Origin of the sequence: Streptomyces sp. HUAS 15-9 (assembly GCF_025642155.1) — a bacterium.
GTDB lineage: Bacteria > Actinomycetota > Actinomycetes > Streptomycetales > Streptomycetaceae > Streptomyces.
On the sequence record NZ_CP106798.1, the window covers coordinates 4,602,934 to 4,625,449 of the forward strand.

General features: G+C 69.6%; 20 protein-coding genes, 1 tRNA gene and 7 pseudogenes. 11 read left to right on the plus strand and 17 right to left on the minus strand.

The window, feature by feature from the left end; genetic code table 11:
- Positions 1-39: 39 nt before the first annotated feature.
- Positions 40-1,286 (minus strand): annotated as a pseudogene (locus N8I87_RS21250) (IS701 family transposase).
- Between the two features lie 642 nt (positions 1,287-1,928).
- Here N8I87_RS21250 and N8I87_RS21255 point away from each other — a divergent pair.
- Positions 1,929-3,455, plus strand: coding sequence for an SDR family oxidoreductase (locus N8I87_RS21255; protein WP_263210798.1), 1,527 nt, complete (start codon positions 1,929-1,931; stop codon positions 3,453-3,455).
- A gap of 15 nt (positions 3,456-3,470) precedes the next feature.
- The gene (locus tag N8I87_RS21260; RefSeq protein ID WP_263210800.1) at positions 3,471-4,838 is read left to right on the plus strand and encodes a cryptochrome/photolyase family protein; all 1,368 of its coding nucleotides are present in this window, start codon (positions 3,471-3,473) and stop codon (positions 4,836-4,838) included.
- An 89-nt stretch (positions 4,839-4,927) separates the two neighbouring features.
- Here the strand turns inward: N8I87_RS21260 and N8I87_RS21265 are convergent, their stop codons facing one another.
- Positions 4,928-5,452: an SCO4402 family protein gene (locus N8I87_RS21265; RefSeq protein WP_263210802.1), complete on the minus strand. Its 525-nt coding sequence runs from the start codon at positions 5,450-5,452 to the stop codon at positions 4,928-4,930.
- Positions 5,453-5,776: 324 nt separating this feature from the next.
- On the opposite strand from N8I87_RS21265, the pseudogene N8I87_RS21270 reads away from it, so the two are divergent.
- The 4 genes and pseudogenes from N8I87_RS21270 to N8I87_RS21285 form a co-directional block, all read left to right on the plus strand.
- Positions 5,777-5,990: pseudogene (locus tag N8I87_RS21270) on the plus strand (transposase family protein); the annotation flags it as partial.
- A gap of 107 nt (positions 5,991-6,097) precedes the next feature.
- Positions 6,098-6,613 (plus strand): hypothetical protein, encoded by a 516-nt coding sequence (locus N8I87_RS21275; protein WP_263210804.1) that lies wholly within the window; start codon positions 6,098-6,100, stop codon positions 6,611-6,613.
- Entirely contained in the window at positions 6,595-7,065 is a 471-nt protein-coding gene (locus tag N8I87_RS21280) for a hypothetical protein (RefSeq protein WP_263210806.1), read from the plus strand. The genes N8I87_RS21275 and N8I87_RS21280 overlap by 19 nt, the downstream gene beginning before the upstream one ends.
- A 431-nt stretch (positions 7,066-7,496) precedes the next feature.
- Positions 7,497-8,063: pseudogene (locus N8I87_RS21285) on the plus strand (site-specific integrase); the annotation flags it as partial.
- Between the two features lie 49 nt (positions 8,064-8,112).
- Here the strand turns inward: N8I87_RS21285 and N8I87_RS21290 are convergent.
- Positions 8,113-8,186 (minus strand) — tRNA-Gly (locus N8I87_RS21290).
- Positions 8,187-8,726: 540 nt separating this feature from the next.
- On the opposite strand from N8I87_RS21290, the gene dcd reads away from it, so the two are divergent.
- The 3 genes and pseudogenes from dcd to N8I87_RS21305 all read left to right on the plus strand — a co-directional run.
- On the plus strand, positions 8,727-9,302 hold the full coding sequence (dcd, locus tag N8I87_RS21295) for a dCTP deaminase (RefSeq protein WP_189295289.1): 576 nt from the start codon (positions 8,727-8,729) through the stop codon (positions 9,300-9,302).
- A gap of 5 nt (positions 9,303-9,307) precedes the next feature.
- Positions 9,308-9,499: pseudogene (locus tag N8I87_RS21300) on the plus strand (phosphoribosyltransferase); the annotation flags it as partial.
- Between the two features lie 267 nt (positions 9,500-9,766).
- Positions 9,767-10,327 (plus strand): annotated as a pseudogene (locus N8I87_RS21305) (transcriptional regulator); the annotation flags it as partial.
- A 214-nt stretch (positions 10,328-10,541) separates the two neighbouring features.
- Here the strand turns inward: N8I87_RS21305 and N8I87_RS44745 are convergent.
- Positions 10,542-10,661, minus strand: a pseudogene (locus N8I87_RS44745) (IS30 family transposase); the annotation flags it as partial.
- On the opposite strand from N8I87_RS44745, the pseudogene N8I87_RS44410 reads away from it, so the two are divergent.
- Positions 10,604-10,750: pseudogene (locus N8I87_RS44410) on the plus strand (IS3 family transposase); the annotation flags it as partial. The pseudogenes N8I87_RS44745 and N8I87_RS44410 overlap by 58 nt on opposite strands.
- A gap of 386 nt (positions 10,751-11,136) precedes the next feature.
- Here the strand turns inward: N8I87_RS44410 and N8I87_RS21320 are convergent.
- From N8I87_RS21320 to N8I87_RS21365, 10 genes are all read right to left on the minus strand, one after another.
- On the minus strand, positions 11,137-12,147 hold the full coding sequence (locus tag N8I87_RS21320) for a Yip1 family protein (RefSeq protein WP_263210810.1): 1,011 nt from the start codon (positions 12,145-12,147) through the stop codon (positions 11,137-11,139).
- A gap of 68 nt (positions 12,148-12,215) precedes the next feature.
- Positions 12,216-13,514, minus strand: coding sequence for an FG-GAP repeat domain-containing protein (locus tag N8I87_RS21325; protein WP_411577263.1), 1,299 nt, complete (start codon positions 13,512-13,514; stop codon positions 12,216-12,218).
- Between the two features lie 106 nt (positions 13,515-13,620).
- On the minus strand, positions 13,621-13,875 hold the full coding sequence (locus N8I87_RS21330) for a hypothetical protein (protein WP_263210812.1): 255 nt from the start codon (positions 13,873-13,875) through the stop codon (positions 13,621-13,623).
- Positions 13,876-14,014: 139 nt separating this feature from the next.
- Positions 14,015-14,869: a peptidoglycan-binding protein gene (locus N8I87_RS21335; protein ID WP_263210813.1), complete on the minus strand. Its 855-nt coding sequence runs from the start codon at positions 14,867-14,869 to the stop codon at positions 14,015-14,017.
- 7 nt (positions 14,870-14,876) lie between these two features.
- Positions 14,877-15,518 (minus strand): hypothetical protein, encoded by a 642-nt coding sequence (locus N8I87_RS21340; RefSeq protein WP_263210815.1) that lies wholly within the window; start codon positions 15,516-15,518, stop codon positions 14,877-14,879.
- 271 nt (positions 15,519-15,789) lie between these two features.
- A complete protein-coding gene (locus tag N8I87_RS21345; protein ID WP_263210816.1) occupies positions 15,790-15,969 on the minus strand; it encodes a hypothetical protein in 180 nt (59 codons plus the stop codon).
- Positions 15,966-18,347, minus strand: a complete 2,382-nt coding sequence (locus N8I87_RS21350; RefSeq protein WP_263210817.1) for a hypothetical protein — start codon at positions 18,345-18,347, stop codon at positions 15,966-15,968. Before N8I87_RS21350 ends, N8I87_RS21345 begins: the two co-directional genes overlap by 4 nt.
- Complete coding sequence (locus tag N8I87_RS21355) at positions 18,334-19,179, minus strand: hypothetical protein (protein ID WP_263210818.1); 846 nt, start codon at positions 19,177-19,179, stop codon at positions 18,334-18,336. Before N8I87_RS21355 ends, N8I87_RS21350 begins: the two co-directional genes overlap by 14 nt.
- Positions 19,180-19,185: 6 nt before the next feature.
- On the minus strand, positions 19,186-20,073 hold the full coding sequence (locus N8I87_RS21360; protein ID WP_263210820.1) for a hypothetical protein: 888 nt from the start codon (positions 20,071-20,073) through the stop codon (positions 19,186-19,188).
- Positions 20,073-20,693 (minus strand): hypothetical protein, encoded by a 621-nt coding sequence (locus tag N8I87_RS21365; protein ID WP_263210821.1) that lies wholly within the window; start codon positions 20,691-20,693, stop codon positions 20,073-20,075. The genes N8I87_RS21360 and N8I87_RS21365 overlap by 1 nt, the downstream gene beginning before the upstream one ends.
- 49 nt (positions 20,694-20,742) lie before the next feature.
- On the opposite strand from N8I87_RS21365, the gene N8I87_RS21370 reads away from it, so the two are divergent.
- On the plus strand, positions 20,743-21,135 hold the full coding sequence (locus N8I87_RS21370; RefSeq protein ID WP_263210823.1) for a DUF3592 domain-containing protein: 393 nt from the start codon (positions 20,743-20,745) through the stop codon (positions 21,133-21,135).
- A 26-nt stretch (positions 21,136-21,161) separates the two neighbouring features.
- Here the strand turns inward: N8I87_RS21370 and N8I87_RS21375 are convergent, their stop codons facing one another.
- The 3 genes from N8I87_RS21375 to N8I87_RS21385 all read right to left on the minus strand — a co-directional run bounded on the left by N8I87_RS21375 (position 21,162) and on the right by N8I87_RS21385 (position 22,505).
- Positions 21,162-21,428, minus strand: coding sequence for a hypothetical protein (locus N8I87_RS21375; RefSeq protein ID WP_411577264.1), 267 nt, complete (start codon positions 21,426-21,428; stop codon positions 21,162-21,164).
- Between the two features lie 116 nt (positions 21,429-21,544).
- Positions 21,545-21,835 carry a hypothetical protein gene (locus tag N8I87_RS21380; protein WP_263210824.1) on the minus strand — a complete coding sequence of 97 codons (291 nt, stop codon included), beginning with the start codon at positions 21,833-21,835 and terminating at the stop codon, positions 21,545-21,547.
- 76 nt (positions 21,836-21,911) lie between these two features.
- Positions 21,912-22,505 carry a phage tail tube protein gene (locus N8I87_RS21385; RefSeq protein WP_263210826.1) on the minus strand — a complete coding sequence of 198 codons (594 nt, stop codon included), beginning with the start codon at positions 22,503-22,505 and terminating at the stop codon, positions 21,912-21,914.
- Between the last annotated feature and the right edge of the window lie 11 nt (positions 22,506-22,516).

Here is a 22,516-nt window from a genome sequence, read left to right on the forward strand (position 1 = left end):
CGAGGAGTGTCTGCAGTTCACGGACGATCTGGTAGAGACTCAGACCGCCGCTGTGTCTTTTGGGGCGCGAGCCATGCGCCTGAGGGTGCAGAAGGCATGGGCGGCGGAGACGAGGGTGACATGGTGGTGCCAGCCGCCCCAGGTGCGGCCTTCGAAGTGGGCAAGTCCCAGGGCCTGTTTCATCTCCCGGTAGTCGTGCTCGATGCGCCAGCGCAGCTTGGTCAGCCGCACCAGGGTGGCCAGTGGCATGCCGGAGGGCAGGCTGGACAGCCAGAACTGCACCGGCTCGCTCTCGGTGGCGGGCCATTCGGCCAGCAGCCAGCGTTCAGGCAGCTCGGGAGCGTCCGTGGTCTTGCGTAGGCCCCGTCCGGCGGGCCGGACCCTGAGGGCGACGAACCGCGAGTACATGCGCTTGAAGCCGTTTCGGCCCGTGCCCGGCCGGGAGCCTACCCGCCAGGAAACCGGCCGTGCAGCCGCCCGGTACCGCGATGACCAGGTCTTTCACCGTCTGCGCAGGGTCGGGGTACTGCGCTTTCGGTGCCGGCCGGTGCCCGCGTAGGGGGCTGGACGGGCCGGGCGTCGGCCGGATGGGCGGTGTGGCGGCAGGAGATCCCGACCGCATAGGGCAGGCTGCGTTCCTCCAGCCCCAGACGGAAGGCGGCGGCATCGCCGTATCCGGCATCCGCCACGACCAAGGGGACATCGACGCCCCACGACCGGGTTTCGTCGATCATGTCCAGGGCCAGCTGCCACTTCTCCACATGCCCCACCTGGGCGGGGATGCCGCAACGGCCGCGGCGGGCGACCTTGGCCGCATCCGCCTGTCCAGAGGCCGGATCCCATGAAGCGGGCACGAACAGCCGCCAGTTCACTGCGGCCGAGGCCTGCTCACGGGCCAGGTGCAGCGACACTCCCACCTGGCAGTTGGTGACCTTGCCCGCGGTGCCGGTGTACTGCCGCGACACACACGCAGACGCGTCCCCGTCCTTGAGGAAGCCGGTGTCGTCAACGATCAGCGCCTCCGGACCGATCGCCTCGTGCATCCTCCAGGCCAGCCGGGCCCGCACATGCGCCGGATCCCACGGGCTGGAGGTGATGAAGTGCGCCAGCGCCTGCCGGTTGCCGTCCTCGCCGAGGCGGGCTGCCATCGGCTCCACCGACTTACGCCGCCCGTCCAGCAGCAGCCCTCGCACATACGCCTGTCCCCACCGCCGCTGGTCCGCACGGAAGAACCCGTCGAACAACTCCGCCGCGAACGCCTCCAGGTCCCCCCGGGCCTCGGTCATCTCCTCAGGTGTCACACCACGACAACGCCACCCACGAGGCAACAGACACGCCACTCAGGAGTGAAGATGACCAAGCCCTACTAGTGGTGCGCTAGTCCACTCACGGGTCTAGACAACAAGGAACCCCCGGGCCTCTGGCCTGGGGGTTTCACATGGAGCGGGTGACGAGAATCGAACTCGCGCTCTCAGCCTGGGAAGCGACGGCGCTTGGCCGATGGAACGGCCGCTGACCTGTGCGGATTCGTTGTGCTGGCGTCGTTGCACAGGGGCCGAGCGCCCGTAGTTGACCGTGGGTGTCCGCACTTACGGGCACGGATGGGGCACGTGCGCACCCTCGAAGCGCCGGGCCGTGGTCCCCCCGCAGGGGTGTCGTGGGTGGGCCGGCGCCTGCCCGCAGTAACCGTGGAAGGCGCACTGGGCGGGGCTCCGGGACGGTTGGCACCCAGGCGTGTGCCGACGCCGTTGTCACCACCCTCGGGCCGGGGACGGCGAGGTTGCGGAGCTCGCCCAAGGGTCCAAGTATGGGTTCAGGGAACAGCGACAGGGCATGTCGGAAGGCACGTCCCGGGAGGACATGAGAGCCATGACGTTTCCTGCCCCCCGGTCCGCCGGCCGTCGCAGCACAAGGCGCACTCGACAGGCATGCGTGCGATCGGCATGACCGACGACGACCGGCCGCTGCGCTGTCTGGTCACCGGTGCCACCGGTTACATCGGCGGCAGGCTGGTGCCGGAGTTGCTGGCCGCCGGGCATTCCGTGTGCTGCCTGGCCCGCGCCCCCGGCAAGCTGCGGGACCATCCGTGGTTCGGGCAGGTGGAGGCCGTGTGCGGGGACGTGACGGACGAGGGGGCCGTACGTGCGGCCATGGAGGGCGTGGACGTCGCGTACTACCTGGTGCACGCGCTGGGCACCGGTCGGGGCTTCGAGGAGACCGACCGGCGCGCGGCCAGGATATTCGGCGAGCAGGCGCGTGCCGCCGGAATCCGTCGGATCGTCTACCTCGGCGGGCTGAGCCCTTCCGGGGTACCCGAGCACGCACTCTCACCCCATCTGCGGTCCCGCGCCGAAGTGGGCCGCATCCTCCTGGCCTCGGGCGTGCCGACCGCCGTACTGCGGGCAGCCGTGATCATCGGGTCGGGTTCGGCCTCGTTCGAGATGCTGCGATATCTGACCGAGCGGCTGCCCGTGATGGTGACCCCGAGCTGGGTGCGCACCCGCATCCAGCCCATCGCCGTCCGCGACGTGCTGCGCCTCCTCGTGGGATGCGCGAGGCTGCCGTACGACGTGAACCGCGCCTTCGACATCGGCGGACCGGACATCGTCACATACGAGGAGATGATGCGGCGGTACGCCGTCGTCGCCGGTCTGCCGAAGCGCGTCATCGTGCCCGTTCCGCTGCTCACCCCCCGGCTGTCCAGCCTCTGGGTCGGTCTGGTCACCCCGGTGCCGGGCGCTCTCGCTCGCCCGCTGGTCGAGTCGCTGAAACACGAGGTGGTCTGCGCCGAGCGGGACATCGTCCGTTATGTGCCGGACCCTCCGGAGGGACCGGTCACCCTCGACCGGGCGATCCGGCTGGCTCTGAGGCGCGTGCAGGACGCGGATGTTGCCACCAGGTGGTCCTCGGCCTCGGTTCCCCGTGCCCCCAGCGACCCGCTGCCCACCGACCCCGACTGGGCGGGCGGGAGCCTCTACACGGATCACCGCGAGCGCACGGTCGAGGCGTCGCCGCAGGCCCTGTGGCGGGTGGTGGAGGCGATCGGCGGCGAGAACGGCTGGTACTCCTCGCTGCTCGCCTGGTCCCTGCGGGGCTGGCTGGACACCCTGGTGGGCGGTGTCGGCCTGCGTCGGGGCCGCCGGGACGCGACCCGGCTGCGGGTCGGCGACAGCCTGGACTTCTGGCGAGTGGAGGAGATCGAGCCGGGCCGGCTGCTCCGATTGCGCGCGGAGATGCGGCTGCCGGGCCTGGCCTGGCTGGAGATGGCCGTCGACCAGGATCCACAGGGGCGCACGGTGTACCGGCAGCGGGCACTGTTCCATCCGCACGGCCTGACCGGGCACGCCTACTGGTGGGGCGTGGCCCCCTTCCACGCCGCGATCTTCGGCGGCATGGCCCGCAACATCGCCGCCGCGGCAGAATCGGCCGCCCCCGAACCGGCCCGTACTCACTGAGGGGGCCCAAGAACTGTGCGCGTCTCGGTCGCCCTGTTCACCGCCGACCTGCGGGTGCACGACAACCCGGTCCTCCAGGCCGCTCTGAAGGACGCCGAACGTGTGGTCCCGCTCTTCGTCGTCGACACCGGCATCCGCCGCACCGGCTTCGCCGGACCCAACCGCGCGGCGTTCCTCGCCGGCAGCCTGACCGACCTCGACGCGGCCCTGCGGGCTCGGGGCGGCCGGCTGGTGGTGCGCGTCGGCGACGTGGTCGAGGAGACCTGTCGGGTGGCGGCGGAGACCGGTGCAACCGTGGTGCACATCGCGGGCGGGGTGAGCCGTTACGCGGCACGGCGCGAGGACCGGCTGCGCGCGGAGCTGGCCGGCGACCGACGCGAACTACGCGTCCATGACGCCTCGTTGACGGTCGTACCGCCAGGAGCGCTGACACCTGTGGGCAAGGGCCACTTCGCCGTCTTCACCCCGTACTTCCGCCGATGGGAGAGCTTCTCCGTGCGCGGCGTCCTGCCCGCACCGGACGTCGTACGGCTACCGGACGTAGGTTCGGCCGGCCTTGCTCGCGCAGCGTCGCTCGCGTCGGGCTCCACATCGCCGAGCCTGCCCGCCGGCGGGGAATCCGAGGCCCGTCGCAGGCTGCGGTCATGGCTGGCGGGCCCGCTGTCCGCATACGAGGACCGGCACGACGACCTGGCCGCCGACGCGACCTCCCGCCTCTCCCCCTACCTGCACTTCGGCTGCCTCTCACCCACCGAACTGCTGCACCGGGCCCGCGCCCAGGACGGTCCCGGTGCGCATGCCTTCGTCCGCCAGCTCGCCTGGCGGGACTTCCATCACCAGGTCCTGGCGGCCCGCCCCGACGCGGCCGACCATGACTACCGCCCCCGGCACGACTGCTGGCGCCGCGCCACCAAGGAGTTCGAAGCCTGGCGGGACGGCCGCACGGGTTACCCCGTCGTCGACGCCGCCCTGCGACAGCTCTGCCACGAGGGCTGGATGCCGGGCCGGGCCCGCTTGCTCGCGGCGAGCTTTCTCACCAAGACGCTGTACGTGGACTGGCGGGTGGGAGCCCGCCACTTCCTGGACCTCCTGGTCGACGGCGATGTGGCGAACAACCAGCTCAACTGGCAATGGGTCGCCGGGACCGGCACGGACACCCGCCCGAACCGGCTCCTCAACCCACTCGTCCAGGCACGCAGGTACGACCCCCGCGGGGAGTACGTACGCCGCTGGCTCCCCGAGCTCCGCCACCTCGACGCCACGGCGGTCCACCGCGTCCCCCATCTCGACGCAGCCGCCCGTGCGGGCCTGGACTACCCCGCCCCGATCGTGGATCTCGCCGCGGCCGCCGCCCGGTTCAGGGAGCGACGGGGCGCCGAGTGACCGGAACCAAACAAACCCCAGGCCGCTGGCCTGGGGTTTCTCTCTGGAGCGGGTGACGAGAATCGAACTCGCGCTCTCAGCTCGGGAAGCTAGGGGCGTTTACGAGTGGTTGCCGGGCTGATCTGTGGCGACGCCGTCTCGGAGCTTGGATCTCCTCCTGCCCGTTCTCCGCTGTTCCCCGTGGTTCCCCGCACGATCTGGCACGGGTCTGGCACGGCCGCGTCGTCGAGCAGCACGGCGAGTTCCCTAAGGTCGTTCGCGACCATGACCTGAGCGAGGCGTCCGGCGATCGCCACGACTTCCGGCCAGGAAGAGGCCTGGAGATACTCCGCGTCCGTGTCGTTGGGCGCCTCGGCCGCCGCGGCGTTGAGCGCGACACCGAGCTCTCTCATCAGAACGACCTCTTCGTCACTTCGGAGGCTGACTCCGAGGTACCGGTCCGGCTCGTCGGCGTCACAGAAGTCGTCGAAGAGCGTGTGGAAAACATGGTCCAGGTTTTCGAACGTCGACGGTTCGAGCCACACTTCCCCCTGCCATGGTGGATTGGCCAAGGCCAACACAACGGGCACGAGGTGAACTCGGTGGTTCGCTAAGAGTCGGGCGTCTTCGCTCACAAGTCCGAGCGTAGCGACCGCAGCAGGTGGAGGCGCTGGCCCTCTTACGACGCCGCTTCAGGAGTTCGGTCCGAGTCTGTTACGACTGCTGCCGGCGGCTGGAGCGGCTGCGGTACAGGGCCAGTGGTGTGCGCTCCCGTCCGGCGTCGTCAGCCATGGAGGTCAGAAGCCTTCTGATCCGTAGCTCTACAGAGTTCGATCGGAGACGGTCATACAGGTCGCGCATCGGCCCCAAGGGGACGCTACGGGGTGGGACCGGTTGCTGTGGTTGCTGTATCCGGCTGCTGTACAGCAGGATGCCGGTGGGTCACTCTCAAGATCCACGGCTACCAGGGCACCGGACTCGTCATCCCGCACTGAGAAACGAATGGCGAGGAACTCCCCGCCTGGAAGGAGGAACACAACCGCTCCCACAAGCGAGTTCGCGCCCGCGTCGAGCACACCTTCGCCCGCATGAAGGGCTGGAAGATCCTCCGCGACTGCCGCCTGAAAAGGCGACGGCGTCCATTACGCCGTGCTCGGCATCGCCCGCCTGTGAACCTCATGTTTCACTCAACTGCCGTGACCGGAAGGAAAGTTGCGCCCTAGGGTCAGTTCCTGGCGGTCGACGGGGCCGCTTTCATCGAGAGAAATACGGGGAAACACGTGCGTTCCATACCCAAGATCGTCGCAGTCGGCTGCGCCGCCACCGCACTTGCCGCTGTGGGTGCTGTACCCGCCAGTGCCGGGACGGTCCATCCGATGTCATGCCCGCCCGACAAGGGCTACGACTTCTCGGGCAGCTACACGTATTACAGGGACATGGAACCCCGTTCCGGCGGCGACAGCGGCACGACGATCAGCATCACCTTCCACAAGGGGAAGACGACGACGTCGACGGTCGGCGGGGCGATCTCCGGCGAAGCCAAGGTGGTGTTCGTCAAGGCGTCGGCTGAGTTCGACTACCACTTCGCCTGGCAGTGGACGAACAGCACCACCTACACGTGGTCGTGGAAGGTGCCGAAGACGATGAGGCACGGTTACCTGCACGCCGGGGTGAAGGTCAGGTACACGAAGTGGAACTACAACAAGACCGAGCCCAACTGCAAAACCAAGGTGCTGCGCAAGGGATCGGCGCGGCTGGTCTACAAGGGCCGCGAGACGTGGCACGGGAAAAGCTGATGCGCAGCGCAGGGATCGTTCTGCTGGTGGTGTCCGCCGCTGTGGTGTCCGGGTGCAGCGGCGGGAAGAGTACGCCGCCTTCGCCGAGTGCCTCGAAGGCGGCGCTGGTGTCCGATCCGGACAATCCTGACAAGGGCGCTAAGACACCGGGCCGGCTGGGTCCGGGGACGGTGAAGCTGCCCGTGGCTGCGGACCGGATTGCCGCATTGTCCGTGCGGTACGACTGTCTCGGTCCCCCGGGTGGTCTGCAGGTCAGTAATGGGACAGCGCTGCGCGCCGGGATCGAAGTGTGTGACGACAGCGCCACCTACGGTGCCTCGATGAAGGCGAAAGACCTGGATGGCCGGAAGTTCGGCGGTACGGTCAAGATCGAGGCCGACAAGCGGACGCGGTGGCGCGTTTCCGTCAGCATCACCGACAAGGACGGCGTCAAACAGGCAGTCCATAGCTGAGCTTGACTCTGTCGGGGATCTTGGAGTTGCCCGGTGCGTCGGCGTGATTGGTGGGCATGCTCGGGGTGTTCCGAGAGCCTATGCAGTTGTCCAGCTCCCATCCCGTCCGCCGTCGACCCACACACCGTGGAGCGGGCGTGGTTCAGGGGCGTCAAGGTGGAGCGCGCCACTGTACGAACGACCTTGACGCCCCTGGGCCGCGTCTGCTCGGCTCTGCCTGGGTCGACGGTGGATGGGATGGGAGCACCCGCGCACGCCACTACGTGCCCGCGGCCGGCGGCGGCGCCCCCTCCATCCTGGTGCCGGCCGATCCCCCGCCGGAGGCATCGTCTTGACCTTGGGCCGCGCTCCACGGTGCTCGACTCATGGCCACCGACCCTATCCACATGTGAGCGCGCGGAGGCGGAGCGGGTCGGAGGCAGGAGCGGCGCCCCGAGCGGAGCCGTGAGCGCGCCCGGCGGAGCGGAGCGCAGCCGGGGCTTGACGCCCTGAGGATCCGTGTTCGCCTCGCCGAGCCGGAACGCATGAACGGGCGACGCGTCCAAGGCGACACCAAGAGCGAGGCCGGAACCCGGACTGTGATTCTTCCCGCCTTCCTCCATCGGGAGCTCCGATGGCACTTGGAGTCGTACGCCGAGGAAGGACCCGACGGACTGCTGTTGGTGGGGGAGAAGGGGGCTCCCTTCCGCCGCAGTACCTTCGGCCGGAGGTGGCGCAGGGCGGGTGAGGTCGTCGGCATGCCCGAGGGCTTCCGGTTCTACGACCTCCGCCACACCGGGCACACCCTGTCCACGCGGTCAGGGGCCACCCTGAAGGACACGATGGTCCGTGCCGGGCAGTCCTCCGAGAAGGCCGCGTTGATCTATCAGCACTCCGACGACGAGCGACAGGAAGAGGTCGCCGCCGGCCTCGACGCCACCGTCCGTAAGGCTCGGGCAGCTGCCGCTCAGAAGGGTCCCGCCCAGCGTTCTGGCACGAATCTGGCACGCGACAACTGATCACGATGGCCAGCAAAAAGGCCCGGGTCTCTGACCTGGGCCTTCTCCATGGAGCGGGTGACGAGAATCGAACTCGCGCTCTCAGCTTGGGAAGCTGATGTTCTACCATTAAACTACACCCGCGTAAGACGCCGACCGAGTCGGTGTCCGAACGCTCGCTCACTGTACCTCATCGCGGACCCCCGGTGCTCTTGCCGTGGGGTCCGAGAGTGTTTCGAGGGGTGGATCCGGCTGCGGGGGAACGGAGTTGGGGCGTACCGTGGGGGTGTGGGAGAGGGGCCGGGCGAGGCCGGAGTGCCGCCTGGAGAGTCGTCTCTTTGATCCCGTAATGTGGCTTTTGTCGTCGCGGCAGTAAGCCAGACGCGGCTCTTGGGGAAGGGACTCTAGGACTTGATGGAACGCACCGTCGTCCGCTGTGCCGATGGGCACGTGTTCAGCACCGCTTCGTTCCCGATGCAGCAGGCCGAGCGGCTCGGCCCCGGCCGGCTCCTCCGGTGTCCACGGTGTGCCCGGCTGCGCAGCGTCGTGCCTGTCGCTCTCGAGAAGCGGTAGAGAGCGCCAGAGAGCGATGGGGGACGTAGCAGTCAGTCGCAGCGCGTAGTCATGGGCGCGCTGGGTCGTCACGATTGTCACGGCTCCGCGCGCCTTGCGTATCCTCGGGGCGTGCTTCTCTCAGACAAGGACATCCGGGCCGAGATCGACGCCGGGCGGGTACGGATCGATCCCTACGACGAAACCATGGTGCAGCCGTCGAGCATCGACGTGCGGCTGGACCGTTACTTCCGGGTGTTCGAGAACCACCGGTACCCGCACATCGACCCCTCGGTAGAGCAGGCCGACCTCACACGGCTCGTGGAGCCGGAGGGCGACGAGCCGTTCATCCTGCACCCCGGGGAGTTCGTGCTGGCCTCGACGTACGAGGTCATCACGCTTCCCGACGACCTCGCCTCGCGGCTGGAGGGCAAGTCCTCCCTCGGGCGCCTCGGGCTCGTCACCCACTCGACCGCCGGGTTCATCGACCCCGGGTTCTCCGGGCACGTCACCCTGGAGCTGTCCAATCTCGCCACCTTGCCGATCAAGCTGTGGCCCGGTATGAAGATCGGCCAGCTGTGCATGTTCCGGCTCACCTCGCCGGCCGAGCACCCCTACGGCAGCGAGCGGTACGGCTCCCGCTACCAGGGACAGCGCGGGCCCACCGCCTCGCGCTCCTTCCTCAACTTCCACCGGACGCAGGTGTGAGTGCCGTGAGCGACGTGCGCGAGAACCTGACCTACGAGCGGTTCGGTACGGCCATCCGCGTGCTCGCCCAGACCATCGCCGACGACGGCTACGAGCCCGACATGGTGCTCTCCATCGCGCGCGGCGGAGTCTTCGTCGCCGGCGGGCTCGCCTACGCCCTCGACTGCAAGAACCTGCACCTGGTCAACGTCGAGTACATGGGCCTGGCTGCCTAGCCTACGGCTGACAGCCTTGGCGAATGTGCCGGGGAGGCCGTATATGAAGAAAGCTGATCTTGTGGTTGCTTGGCCTTGATCACCGCTGATCATGGTCCCCGGGCTGAGTAGGTGCTGAGCCGGTTACGGGGCTCACGACGTGGGCGTCTGGTCGTTGAGAGGTGGTGATCACCTCATGTGGTGGTCGGTCGGCCTTTCCTGTTTCGGCCTCCGGCGACCGCCGTACTCTCGACGCATGGCTGAGCACCGGACGACGCGGAGCACCTTGCCGTGTACGCGGCTGACCAGGTTGAGCGTGATCAGGCCGACACGGCCGAAGGCGTGCGCGTGTGGGGTGGGTTGCTCATGTCGGCGGCGACGAGCGCGGCACGATCAGGCGACTACGACACGGCGAACGAGATGATGTCGACGGCCGAGGGGGTAACAAAGCGGCTGGCCCTGCTTCCGGCTCCGGCCAACGGGCGGATGGTCTCCGTGTTCAGCCGGTCGTCCGTGCGCATCGAACGCGTCCGTCTTGCCGTACAGCACGGGCGCCCGGAAGAGGCTCTGCAACTGGCCAAGGGCATGCGCCTCAGCGGTGACATTCCTCCGTCCTGGCGTACATGGCTCCTGCTCGACGTGGCCCGTGCGCACGCGGATCTGGGCAACGCCGAGGGTGCGGTGAAGGCGCTTACGCGGCTGCGTGAGATCGCCCCTGCGCGGATGCGGCACGACACGCTGGCCGTGGCGACAGTGAGTGATCTATGGGCGCTGCCGACACGCCCGCCCGGGCTGCGCAAGCTCGTTCAATTCCTTGGGATCGCAAGCTGAGCCCGCAGAAGTGGGCCGTTATGTCCCTGTAGCACCTCCACAACCCTGCGTGACGATTGCCATTCACAGCTCGTCGACACGAGGGACTGAGGACATGGCACGGCATGCGGAGGCGGACGCGACGGCTCTGGAGCGCGGGGCGCTGGTCTACGACCCGGTCAAGCGCAAGGTCGGGGAGTACCAGGGCAAGGCCGGTCCGTACGCCATGCTGCGCCCAGTGGCCGGGGACGGCCCGGTCCTCTGCTTCGGCCGGCCGATCGCTGTTTCCGGCTCGCCGAGCACCTGGTTGCGGCCGGTGGCGCCGCCTCGATCGGATCGGTCGGCGACGCCTACGACAACGCACTCATGGAGAGCACGATCGGCCTGTTCAAGACCGAGCTGATCAAGCCCCGACGGCCGTGGAAGACGCCGTCCGACGTCGAGCTCGCACCGCCGACATCCCACGAAGGACGCGACGCATCGCCTGGTTGACGGGACCATGCTCGACACCTCAATTCCATGACGCCGCGATGCACGCGCGCTTCCGGGGCCTCTTCACGTCGCTCGAGCCGAGTCACTCACGCCAGATGGGTTCGATCAGGTCCGGATCGAACTTCCGCCCGCCCCTGCCCGCCGGATGGATGAGCACCGCCGACAGGGAGTGCAGGACGATCTCTTGTTGGCGCTCACGGTTCACTCAGCCTGGAGCGTCCAGCCGCCCGTCGTCCAGCGGGCCGGGCAGGTGCTGGACGCCTGACCAAGGTGAGCACGGAAAAGGGCCCCTGCCGCGGAGGCGGACTCCAGGGGCCCTTTCCTGTGTCTGCGGTCCGCTAGAACGTGCCCAGCTTCACGATCGACAGCAACGCGATCAGCTGGATCGCCGACGCGCCCAGTGCCTTCGGCCAGGGCAGGTCGTGGGAGCGGCTGACCATCAGGGTCAGGAGCGCGGCGGCCGCGACCCAGGTCGCCCAGCCCAGCAGCTGCACGAAGCCCGCGTCGCCGCCCATGAACATCGCGACGACCAGGCGGGGGGCGTCCGTGATGGAGGTGATCAGCATGGACAGGCCCACCGTGGGCTGCCACGCCCCGTCGCCGCCCAGCTGGCGGGCCAGGGTGTGGGTGACCACGCCAAGGATGAACGCGCTCAGCCCCATCGCGACCGCCGTCGTCAGGACGATGGGCACCGCGTTGGAGAGGGTGGCGCTGATCGCGTCCTTGCGGGCGCCGTCGAAGCCGAACACCGCGAGGAGGCCGTAGAGGAACGTCACGACGAGGGCCGGGCCCCACATCGTGTAGTCCCGCATCTGCAGGAAGGTCTGGTTGGGGGCGAACACGATCCCCCGCAGCAGCTCCTTCCAGTGCAGGCGCGGCCCGATCGGGCCCGCCGGTGCGGCCGAGCCCGCCCGGTAGGTCCCTCCCTGGTTGTACGGGTCGTCGACCGAGAACGCCTGGGTGTGGCCCGGGTTGTTGGCCGCGTACGGGTCCGGGGCGCCGCCCTGGCCCGGGTAGCCGTCGTAGTCGTCGCCGAAGTACTCCGGCCCGTCGCCGGGCCGGCCGCCCGGGTAGCCGCCGTTCGCCTGCGGCCACTGGGCACCGTCGCCGTACTGCGGCCGCTGTCGCGGGTGGGGCTGCGGTGCCGACGGGTAACCCTGCCCCGGTCCCTGCGGCGCCCGTCCGCCGTACGACGGTCCCTGCGGTCCCTGTTGTCCTTGCGGGGCACGGTTGTCCCGGCCGCCGCGTCCGATCCTGAATCCAGCCACGTCTTCGAACGTACCTGGTCCTGAAGAGTGACGTGCCGGGCTCAGCTGTCCGGGCCCGGCTTTGCTGCCGAGCTGTGACATCCCCTAGGGGGTGCCGAGGGCTTCCCTTACGTGCTCCCCGCGGCGGCTGTATGCCTGCGGGACCCGCGTTACGGCACCAGGAACTCCGACGTCGAGAAGGTCACCGTGGGCTTCGCCGCCACGAGTCCCTTCTCCGTCCCCCGGTACACGGCCACCGTGTCCTTGGTCTCCCCCCGGTACGTCCGCACCACCAGGTCGGCTCGTCCGTCTCCGTCGAAGTCACTGGTCGCGAGGACGCGGGTGGTCCCCCGGGCGGGTGGGGCGACGGTGACCGTGTCCTCCGGTGAGAGTCCCTTCGTACGGCCGCGGAGGATACGCAACCGCGAGCCGCTGGAGACCAGTTCGTCCCGGCCGTCGCCGTCGAGGTCGGCCGCGTCCAGCATCGAGCCGGGCGTGGCGAGGGTGGCGCGGGTGGCCGCCGGGAGGTCGTAGCGCAGGGACGTTTCCGCCGTGCCGCCCACCGCCGCGTCCAGTGCCTTGCCCCGGCCGAAGCGGCCGAGGACGACATCGACGCCGCCGGGGAGGACGGCACCGGTGCGCGCCGGTCCGTCCGGACCGCCCAGGAGCAGGGCCGACTTGGCGGTGCCCTCCGCCGTACGGACGACCAGGTCGTCGTAGCCGTCCCGATCGACGTCGGCGGAAGGGCCGACCGGGACCTCGCCCGGTGACGGAAGCGGCGCGGCTGCCGCGTGCGGAGCGCCCTGGCGGCTGAACGGGCCGCGCAGATACGACAGTCGGCCGCCCGACGCGTGCAGCACCAGGTCGGACCCGTGGTCCCCGTCGAAGTCGCCGCACACCGGTTGGTCGGGCCAGTCGTTGCCGAAGCGGGCACGGGCGGGAATGGCCAACTTCACGGCCCTGCCGGTCAGTCCGTTCGGGGACCCGTACAGAATCTGCAGCGGCACCGGGGGTTGGCCCTGCCCGTCGTACGGCGGATCGGTGGACACGATCAGATCGGTGAAGCCGTCGCCGTCCAGGTCGCAGCTCGCCTCCGCGTCGAAGACGGCGGGGAGTTGGCCCTTGGTCGGGGCGGCGTGCGTCTTCGGGGCGAGCAACTGCCGTGCGCCGGGCGTGAGTCCGTGGGCGCTGCCGTACACGATGCCGATGCCCGCGTCGTCGGCGTGGCTCTGCTCCTTGACCAAGTCGTCGAGGACCAGGTCGGGATGGCCGTCGCCGTTGAAGTCGTCCGGCACCTTGCTGCCCCTGCCGTGCGGTACGGGGATCTTGGCCGGGGCGTCCGCGACGGTCACCGGGGTGTGCTCGGCGGTCCCCATGTCCGCCGTGGGCCCACAGGCGGCCAGCAGCAGCCCCAGCCCGCCGACCACCACGGTCACCGTCCCGGCTCTGCCGCCCCTACGCACACGCACCGCCCATCCCGTCCACATCCTCGTCAACGCCTGGGCCATGATGCACGCGTCCGAGACGACACGACACCCCCGCGCCTCCCGGGGACACGGGGGTGTCCGGATCACCTCACCTGCCGGCCGCATCCCACAGCGTCACCGCAAGTGCCGTGCACGAGGTCACCGCCGCGAGGGATGGCAGGGGCCAGCGGGTGCGTTCGAGGGCGTCGAGTCGTTCCTCGTGGTCGCCGAGGGTCTTGTCGGTCTGGTCGGCGCGCTGCAGGAGCAGGGCCAGATCGCCCCGGGTGGTGGCGAAGCCGACATCGACGGACCGGCGGAGGCGCTCGAGTTCCAGGGCGACTCCTTCGGCCTCTCGGGTGGTCATGGAGACTCCTTCTTGCCCTTGCGCGGTGAGGGGGTGTCCCGGCGGCCGGCCCGCCTGCGAGCAGAGGGGCGAGCGTGACGAGGGTCTCGACTGCCACCCGCAGGGTGCGGCGCATGACATCACTCATCGGGCGGCCTCCTCAACCCGTGCGCGGTACGTGCAGCAGGTCCCAGCTCGCGCGGCCAGGGACGCCGTCGGCGGCGGGACCCGCGTACCCCAGCTTTCGCTGCCAGACGGCGTACGAGCGCATGTCCGCCTTGCCCCATACCGGGCCGGGGCCGACGGAGTAGCGGCCGCAGCCCTCGGCCACCAGGCGCCGGCCGATCGCCGTGATGAGCGGGCCGCGGCGCCCGAAGGCGAAGTAGGCGGCGCCGGGGAAGGGCTCGTACGGCGTCGCATCGGGCGTCGGGCGCGGTCCGAGGCGGGCGTCGATCCTGGAACGCATGCCCGGCATCGGGAAGGACGGGTCGATCTTGCGTCGCGTCCACTCCCGGTGCCCGATCACGCTTGCCGCGGACCAGCCATGGGCGCGGCACAGAGCGGCCGACAGCCGCTCCACCGCGTCGAGCTGGGCCGGGGGATACGGGTCGTGGCCGGTGCCGAGGTTCTCGATCTCGAAGCCGTAGAAGTGCGCGTTGCCGTCGACGGCGTCGGGGCCCGGGGCGGGCGGCGGTGTCCTCTCGGCGACCACGGCGGCCAGGACCGCGGCGGAGCCGGAACCGGCGTGGTTGGTACGGCCCCAGCCCACCAGGTGCACGGTGCCGTCCTTGGCGACCAGCCCGGCGCACAGCGGGCCGGGCAGCGTGGGAGTGCCCTCGAGACACAGACGGAGACTGTCCGACCCGGCGGTGTGATGGAGCATCACGCCGTGGACCGGGCCCCAGGGCCCTTTGTGATTGCGGTTGTGCGTCCGCCAGTTGCCGTGCTCGCGGACGACGACGCCCTTGGCGCGCAGGGCACGCACGAGGGCGTCCGGGGTCAGTGGAGTGGCCATGGTGTCCTCAACTCACGGGGGTGACGGTCACGAAACGGTTGGTGAACGTCGCCGTGCTGGTCGTGGCGGCCGACTTGTAGGCCAAGGTGGCGGTGTACGCACTGTTCACCGTCAGGCCGGTGACCTGGAACTGGGTGGTCGCCGAGCACAGGTCGGTGCCGTAGCAGACCGCAGCCCGGCTGTCCGTGGCCGCGAGTGTGACGGACGTACCGAGACGGACATTCGCGGAGACATAACAGGCCGTCGCCGCACTGCTGTTGATCCGGGCACCCACCGTGACCAGTACGGATCCGGAGGCCGGTGCGGTGAAGGTGACCGAGGTCGGGTCGCCGGTGGAGCCGGTCAGCGTCTCGGCGTACGAGGTGGATGTGGTCGTCCCGGTCGCGGTGTTGGCCTTGTGTACCGGGCCGGGGGCCAGCTGGGCCCAGGCGCCGCCAGTGTGGTACCAGAACTGCTTGGGTGTGGCGAGCCAGACCAGCATGCCGGCCACTGGGGACGTCACCTTGGCATCTCGGGTGGCGGCGTCGGCGAACCGCAGCACGGTGCGGCCGTCGACAGCCTCGGCGAGGGACTGGATGTGCTGCGGGACGTTCGCCGCGTCGGCGGGCTGTGGGTAGGGCAGGCTGCCGAGCGGAGTGAGCAGTGCCATGGCGGCTACCTCCTTGGGACGTGGGGGGCGCGTCGGGGCGTCGCTGATTCGGTGTAGGGCGGGCCGACGCGGGTGGGCGCCGGCGCGTGCGATCCGCGCTCGTACGGAAGACGAGCGCACTGGGGGCGACGGGCGGGCGTGCAGGTGCGGGTGGATGCCGCCCCCCGGGGCGCGAAGGCGGGGGTCGCGGGCGGGTTTCTTGCCGGGTTGGCCTTGCGCACCCACGGTGGCCGCGGGGCGTACTCGCGCGCGGCCCGACCGGGTGTCGCCGTCAGCCGCCGAGTGCCGGTGGGAGGGTGTCGGAGGGGCTGCCGTCGTCGCCGGCGCGCGAGGCCGCGCTGTCGACCGGCACGGGTACGGCGGTGTCGCCGTCCTGGGCGGGGACGTCCGGCAGCGGTACGGCCGTGCCCTCGTCGTCGGCCGCGAGGCCCTGTGCGCTCATGGCGCTCATACCGCACCCCCCGGCGGCTGGAGCAGCTCGCGGTAGGTGAGCCTGCTCTGGGTGAGGTCGTCCAGGGTCGGGAACTGCGCGGCGACCAGGGCGTAGCTGCGCCGGCTGCCGTACTGCGGATCCACCGGCGGGTCGGGCGTGAGACCGGAGTCCAGGGGGACGCCGTTGTACGAGGTGCCGCGCAGGGTCAGCGTCTGCTGGGGCACCGAGCCCGCCTGGCAGGTGGTGCGGATGCCGACGACCCAGGCGAAGGTGTCCAGCGCGGCGCCGGTGGTGTCCACCACCCGGACGACGTCGCCGAGCTGGATGCGCGGGTCGTGCAGGACCTCCACGTCGCCGAGCAGGGGGACGGGGTAGCGGCCCGCGTCGAGCATGGCGTGGGAGAGGTCGGAGGCCGATTGTCGCTGCTGCACCCAGTCGGTCGCGGGAGCCTGGTAGACCTGCTTGCCGTAGTACGCCTGGCTGGTGGTGTTGTACCAGGCGAACGTGCGCTGCGCCGGGTCCGCGGTCCGCTTCTGCGGCACGATCTGCACGGACGGCTTGCCGTCCTTGGTGACCGTCCACACGCTGGCCGTACCGTGGTTGACGAACCGGACGATGTAGTTCGGCCCGTCGCGCCGCGAGCTGACCGTCACACCGCCCTTGACCGAGGAGCCGCCGGTGGCCGCGCTGCCGAACCGGACCTTGTGCCCGGTCGTCACGGCCGCGTCGTCCTCGATCTGCAGCGGGCCGATGTCCAGCTCGTCCTCGGCCATGGCGTACGCCACCTCGACCACCGCGCCGGGCCTGATCTCCCGTACGACGGTGTCGGCGGTCGTCCCGGCATAGGTGGAGCGGACGCCGTTGTAGTCCCGGTATGCCTGCTCGCAGTGGTTGCGGCAGGCGTCGATCTCCTCCGCGACGGTGAGCGCGGCGATGTCACGCCGCGTCGTGACGGTCACGTCCGGCTGGGCCGGCACCTTCTGGAACCGGCCGGGTCCGCGCCAGCGGAAGACACCCTGTTCGTCGAACTCGGCCGTGGACAGGGTCGCCCGCGCGATCTCGGTGATCACGTCCCACTGGGAACCCGAGACCCGCGGTACGTCGAACAGCGGGACCGTGACGTCGTCCAGTTCGGCACCCCTGGTCCAGCGGCCCCGCTGCTCCCACTCGTCGGCGGTGTAGGAGGCGAGGTCGGGCCACACCCGGTCGGTGATCTGGAGGCACTCGACGGCCACGTCCGTCTTCAGGTCGATCCGGAACAGCTCCGAGGGCGGCTGGGTGGACGACGCGGCGCTGAAGGTGACGGGCGCGCCGGGCACGACGTACTCCCCGTCGGGGGCGGTCAGCCGTGGGATCACGGTCGCCGGTGTGGCGGTGGACGTCGTCCCGGCCCGGGTGTCCACCGTGCAGCCCAGGTGCCAGGTGCCCTTGAGGGAGGCCAGCTTCGGCACGGTCCAGGTGTAGACCTGACCGCTCCCGTCCACCGTGCCGGAGGTGATCTTCACGGTGCCGGCGGCGAAGTCGACGTTCAGTGCGTAGTTGCCGTAGGCGCCCGCGCTGCGGTCGAAGACGAGCTTCAGCTCCAGGGCGCTGCCCACGGCACGGGCCGTGTTGACGTACAGCTCGGCCTGGAACACCGTGCCGCCCACGACGAAGCGGGAGCGGGGCATCCACGACACCGCCAGTCCCGCGGCGGCCGGCATCAGAGCCATCTCGTACGGTGCGCCGTCGCGGATCCAGGTGTACGACGCCGGGTCGGGCAGTGTCTCCGGCTGGCCGTGGGTGGCGTTGAAGCCGCCGTGCAGCGAGGCGTACAACGCGGTGGACGGCGCCGTGACGTCCGCGGCGGCCGCGGGCGCGCGGGGCGGCGGGCAGGTGTGGATGCCGCCCTGGCGCAGCAGTTCGTCCACGCACCAGATGGTGCTCGCCACCGGCCGGGCATACATCAGACCGTGGTAGGGCCGTGGTAGCAGGGCCGGTCCGCGCAGCCGCTCGGCGCCGTCCAGCGCCTGGACGGTGACGGTGTCGGTGCCGGAGGCCGCCGTGCGGGAGCGCACGGTGCCGCGGAAGGCGGGCAGGACCGCGCCGAGCAGGCCCGTGCGGTGCACGACGGACTGGCCGGGGCGTACGGCGTCGCCCGTGATGCGCCCGGCCCACGCCGAGTACAACCGGGGCGCGGGCACCCCGCTCGCACCGCCGAGCTGCACTTCCAGCTGGGCGGAGGCGCTGCCGGAGAAGGCGCGCAGAGCCTCGGGCAGGTCGGTGCTGTAGGCGCGCTCGACCTTCCAGGACTGCACCTGGCCGCCGATCTCCCGGCCGCCGCACCGGGTGGCGTGCGCCGGGGTGCGGTCGGGGGCGGCGAGTGAGCCGGCCAGTGCCGGGTCAGAGCTGAGCACCGCGCACCTCCACCAGTTCGACGCCGACGCTCCGGTACGGCAGCGGGGAGGCGGGCACGTCGGTGTACGCCGTGACGCTCATCGCCGGGCAGCCGTCGCCGAGCGCGAAGGCGACCGGGTCCTCGCCGACGGTCAGGCAGGCCCCGGCGAGGCCGATGGTGCCGGTGGCGCCGGGTGCGCCGAGCGGGGTGACGAAGGCGGCACCGGCCGGAGCGGTCCCGGTGACGGTCGTGCCGTTCGCGGACGTGGAGCCGAGGTAGGAGCCGTCGACGGCCTTCCAGTCCAGCTGGGCGATGGCGGTCGCCGGGCTCCAGTCGGGCGGCAGCAGCCACGACACCTGCATGCCGGGCATCACGGGCCAGCCGGTCCACGTGACGTGCCGCCAGCCGATGCGGGTTGCCGCGTCCTGGCAGTCACCGACCACCGTGTCCCCGATGAACGGGCTGATGACGACCGTGCCCTGCACGGTGAACCAGTGGTCCGCGCCGCTGTCCTGGCTGCTCTGCGCGGCGGCCTGGTAGGGGTCGAGCAGGTTCACCGAGGCCGGGTCGAGGACGGCCACCGGGCCGTACGCGGTCCGTGAACTGCCCAGCGTTCCCGGCCCGTTGATCCGGCGCGCCAGGCGGACCAGATGCTGGGCGTCCGCCGGCGGGAGGGCGTCCCAGGAGAGCTTGAGCCGGCGCGCGCCGCGTGCCGGGGCCACGGTGGTGATGCCGCCTTCCAGGGACTTGAACTCGGTGACGTTCAGCTCGGCGGTGCGGTCCCAGGCCTTGGCGGCCTGGTCGATCTCCAGCAGCAGACCGGGCTTGCCGATCCACAGATTCCTGGCCATGTCGTCTCACCTCCGGGCGAGTTGGCGCTGTCCGACGAGGACGGCACGGGCGATGACTTGCGAGTCCACCTGGATCTGAACCGGCCGTTCGGCGAGCTTCTCCACGGCGGCGGCGAGCCGGTGCATCCCGCCGCCCGAGGCCAGCACCCGCTCCAGCTTCGACAGCGGGATGACTGCCTCGGGCTCGCCTGCCTCGGCCAGCAGCGCCAGGGTGCCGCCGCGACGGGCGGGCACGACGCCGCCCTTGGCGAGGGTGGGGATGTTGGGCAGCAGCGGGATGTTGACGCCGAACTCCCGGCCGCCGAAGTGGGGCACCCAGCTCGGGATCTTGACATGGATGCGGTTCAGGGCGCCGATCATGGCGTTGAGACCGCTGATGTAGGAGCGGGGCAGGGCAGTGAAGGAGTTGACGATGCCCTTCATCACCGACTTGATGGGCCCCGCGTGGTTCTTCACGGCCCCGTAGATGGCGTTCCACGCCCACTTCACCCCCTTGGCGAGGGCGGCGGAGACCTTGTCCATGTTGATGAACTGGGAGATGAGCGGGGCGAGCAGGGCCATCACCAGCCCGAGGGCGTTCGCCTTCATGGCGGTGTTGAGCCCCTTCTGGGCGAGGGTGGCGCCCTTCAGGCCCGTACCGAAGCCCTTCATCGAGGCCCCGCTCTGGCCCGCCTTCTTGCCCGCGTTCCCGACTGACTTCTCCACGGCGTCGGACTGGCGCTTGATGTCACGCAGTGCGGTGTGGGTGTGGGTGGAGGAGGACTTGAGGTGGTCCAGGGAGGTCTTGAGCTTGTCGGTGCTTCCCTTTCCCTTGGCCAGGGCGGTGGAAGCCTGCGCTAGGGTGCTGCTCAGCCGTCGGAAAGCAGCGACGGATTGGGTGACGATACCGGCCATCAGGTAAGCCTCCCGAGGCTGCTGGAGGAAGTGCGGGTGAGTGTTTCGAGCCGCGCCATTTCGTTGCGGACATGGCCGATTTCCGTACTCAGATGGGATGCGGAAACACGGAGTTGAGCTGCTTCGCGGTCGAGTTGGCGGACCTCTTGCATGCGGCGCCGGCTGATGGGGATACCGCTCCTTCCTTGGGCCTGATTGGCGCGGGTTTCTGCGGTGGATGCGCTACCGGTGGCCTCGGTCAGTTCCCGTTCGAGGCGCTGCAGGCGCTCGGTCAGTTGGCGCTGAGTGGCGAGGTTCCGCTGACGCTGTTCGCGGAATTCTGCGCTGAGGCGAGAGTTGTCGATCCCTCTGATCAGCGGGAATTTGTAGATCTCGACACCGAGAAAACTGACCCCGTGTGCGGTCACCGTTATCATCTCGGGGGAGATGTTGAGAAGGCTTGGATCGGTCTTGAAGGCTTGTGTGCTCTCGTAGATGAGCTGGTTGTTCGCGGCCACCCATTTCTTCAGGTGCCCGTCGAGCCATTTGGGCAGCCAACCCTTCTCGGGCGGCTTCGGCTGCAAGGTACCTATTTCCGCTTCAAGCTGATGTATTTTGTCCCAGATTGCCGACTCTGTCACTATGCCTCCATGCTTCTCGCGATGTGTTGTGCGGCGATAGGCTCACGGCATGGACACCCTGATTGTTCAGTTAATCCTGCTCGCCATGGCAGCAGGATGCCTTGCGTTCGGCCTTTACTGGCCGTGGGCGCTTTGGATGCTGAAGCGGCGAGGGAAGTTGGCTGAGGTGATGCGGCGCAGCGAGAGCTGGGTCGGAGGTCATTTCAGCTACCTGCTCACATTCATGGATCACAGGGGCGAAATCCAGGTGATCGGCGCCTCGACCATGATTCGCGAAGGCAAGAAGGTCCCCTTGACGGAATGGGACGCAGTTCAAGTGATCTACGATCCGCGGAAACCTGCCAGGGCAAGGTTGTATCCCCTTGACTGGAGAGAGGCCGGCCTGCTGGTCTACGGCATGATTCCAGCCGTGATCCTGATCGTGGTCGCCCTGAATCTCTGAACACCGGTCCTCGTCCGCTCACGACCTCACGTAAAGAGCTCGGCCAGTTCGGCGAGAGAGGGACGCTCGGGATCCTGGTCGGGGCGGGTGTCCATGCCCGGTCGCCGCAGGGACTGCGGCGGATCCAGCGGCTCGCTGTCCTCGTCGCGGTGGACTGTCGCGAACATCCAGTTGGATTCTGCAAGTTGGTCGACGACGGCGGCGAGCAGATGGTCTGTCGTCGTCCAGTCGGCGGCCTCGCCGTGCAGCTCCCTCAGCAGCGCGCTGTCCCGCGGCAGATGCCGGACCAGCACCGCCAGCCGGCGCGAGGAGAGCCGGCCGCGGTGCCAGTCCAGTAGGTCGACGCCGTAGTGGCGGAGCAGGTCTGCCTCCAGGGCCTCGGCGTGCTCTTCGACGAGCTCGCCGAGGCTCAGCCTTCCCCCAGGCCCAGCCCCGTCTCCTTGCCGTAGGCCTCCAGGATCGCGGCGACGTCCTGCATGGTGACGTCGTGGCGCTCGAAGCGGGCGAACTGGTCCTCGCCGAGGAGGAGCCGAAGCAGCCCGTCGACGTCGTTGTCGTCGAGGTCACGCAGCTCGCGCGCGGTCGTGCAGGTGAGTTCGGTCGGGAGCTTGAAGTTGTCGCCGTCCAGTTCGAAGGACCAGTCGCGGCCGAGCGTCTCCAGACGCTGGGCTCGGGCGGCGTTGACGTCGAAGGCTGTCATCTCGGGCTCCTTGTCGGTGGGTCGGAGGGTGCCCGGCGTGCGCGCGCACGCCGGGCACCATGAGGACGTAAGGGGATCAGGCCAGCGCCGCCGGGTCGTTCACCAGCCAGGTGGCCAGCGGCTTGGTCGGGTCGTCGCCCGACAGCGCGGTGAAGGTGACGCCCAGCTTGACCGCGCCGGTGCGGGACAGGGACAGCTCCTCCACATCGGAGACGGCGCCGTACGGGATCACCAGCCGGTAGCGCAGGTCCTTGGTGCCGTTGTTGTCCGCGAAGTCGATGGCGAGGGCCCGCTGGTCCTGGCCGCCCGGGGCGCCGGTGATGTCGATCTTCTGCGCGGTGGTTTCCGCCTGGGAGCCGGAGGAGGCGATCGAGGTGGACGGGAGCCCCAGGTAGAACGGGAACGTGTCCTTGTTGATCTGGAGCAGCTGGAACTTCAGGGTCAGGTCCCGGTCCGAGAGCATGAAGCGTGCCGGGGCCATGGACTGCCAGGTGTCGACCGGGTCGTTCTTGTCCTTCTTGTTGAACTTCACGCCGTCCGACGAGGTGAAGCCCAGATTGACCCACGGGGAGGCCAGCGCGGTGGTGTCCTTCGCGGAGTTGCCGGCCGGGGCCCACCAGACGTTGCCGGCGCCGGCGATGCGGATCTCGGTGTTCTTGAAGCCTGCCATCTGTGCTCCTC

Coding starts and splice junctions, on each gene's coding strand:
- N8I87_RS21370 (WP_263210823.1), top strand. CDS start 20,743: ATGGACACCCTGATTGTTCAGTTAATCCTGCTCGCCATGGCAGCAGGA.
- N8I87_RS21360 (WP_263210820.1), bottom strand. CDS start 20,073: ATGGCCGGTATCGTCACCCAATCCGTCGCTGCTTTCCGACGGCTGAGC.
- N8I87_RS21380 (WP_263210824.1), bottom strand. CDS start 21,835: ATGACAGCCTTCGACGTCAACGCCGCCCGAGCCCAGCGTCTGGAGACG.
- N8I87_RS21345 (WP_263210816.1), bottom strand. CDS start 15,969: ATGAGCGCCATGAGCGCACAGGGCCTCGCGGCCGACGACGAGGGCACG.
- N8I87_RS21255 (WP_263210798.1), top strand. CDS start 1,929: ATGCGTGCGATCGGCATGACCGACGACGACCGGCCGCTGCGCTGTCTG.
- N8I87_RS21330 (WP_263210812.1), bottom strand. CDS start 13,875: ATGACCACCCGAGAGGCCGAAGGAGTCGCCCTGGAACTCGAGCGCCTC.
- N8I87_RS21320 (WP_263210810.1), bottom strand. CDS start 12,147: ATGTCACAGCTCGGCAGCAAAGCCGGGCCCGGACAGCTGAGCCCGGCA.
- N8I87_RS21335 (WP_263210813.1), bottom strand. CDS start 14,869: ATGGCCACTCCACTGACCCCGGACGCCCTCGTGCGTGCCCTGCGCGCC.
- N8I87_RS21355 (WP_263210818.1), bottom strand. CDS start 19,179: ATGGCCAGGAATCTGTGGATCGGCAAGCCCGGTCTGCTGCTGGAGATC.
- N8I87_RS21340 (WP_263210815.1), bottom strand. CDS start 15,518: ATGGCACTGCTCACTCCGCTCGGCAGCCTGCCCTACCCACAGCCCGCC.
- N8I87_RS21385 (WP_263210826.1), bottom strand. CDS start 22,505: ATGGCAGGCTTCAAGAACACCGAGATCCGCATCGCCGGCGCCGGCAAC.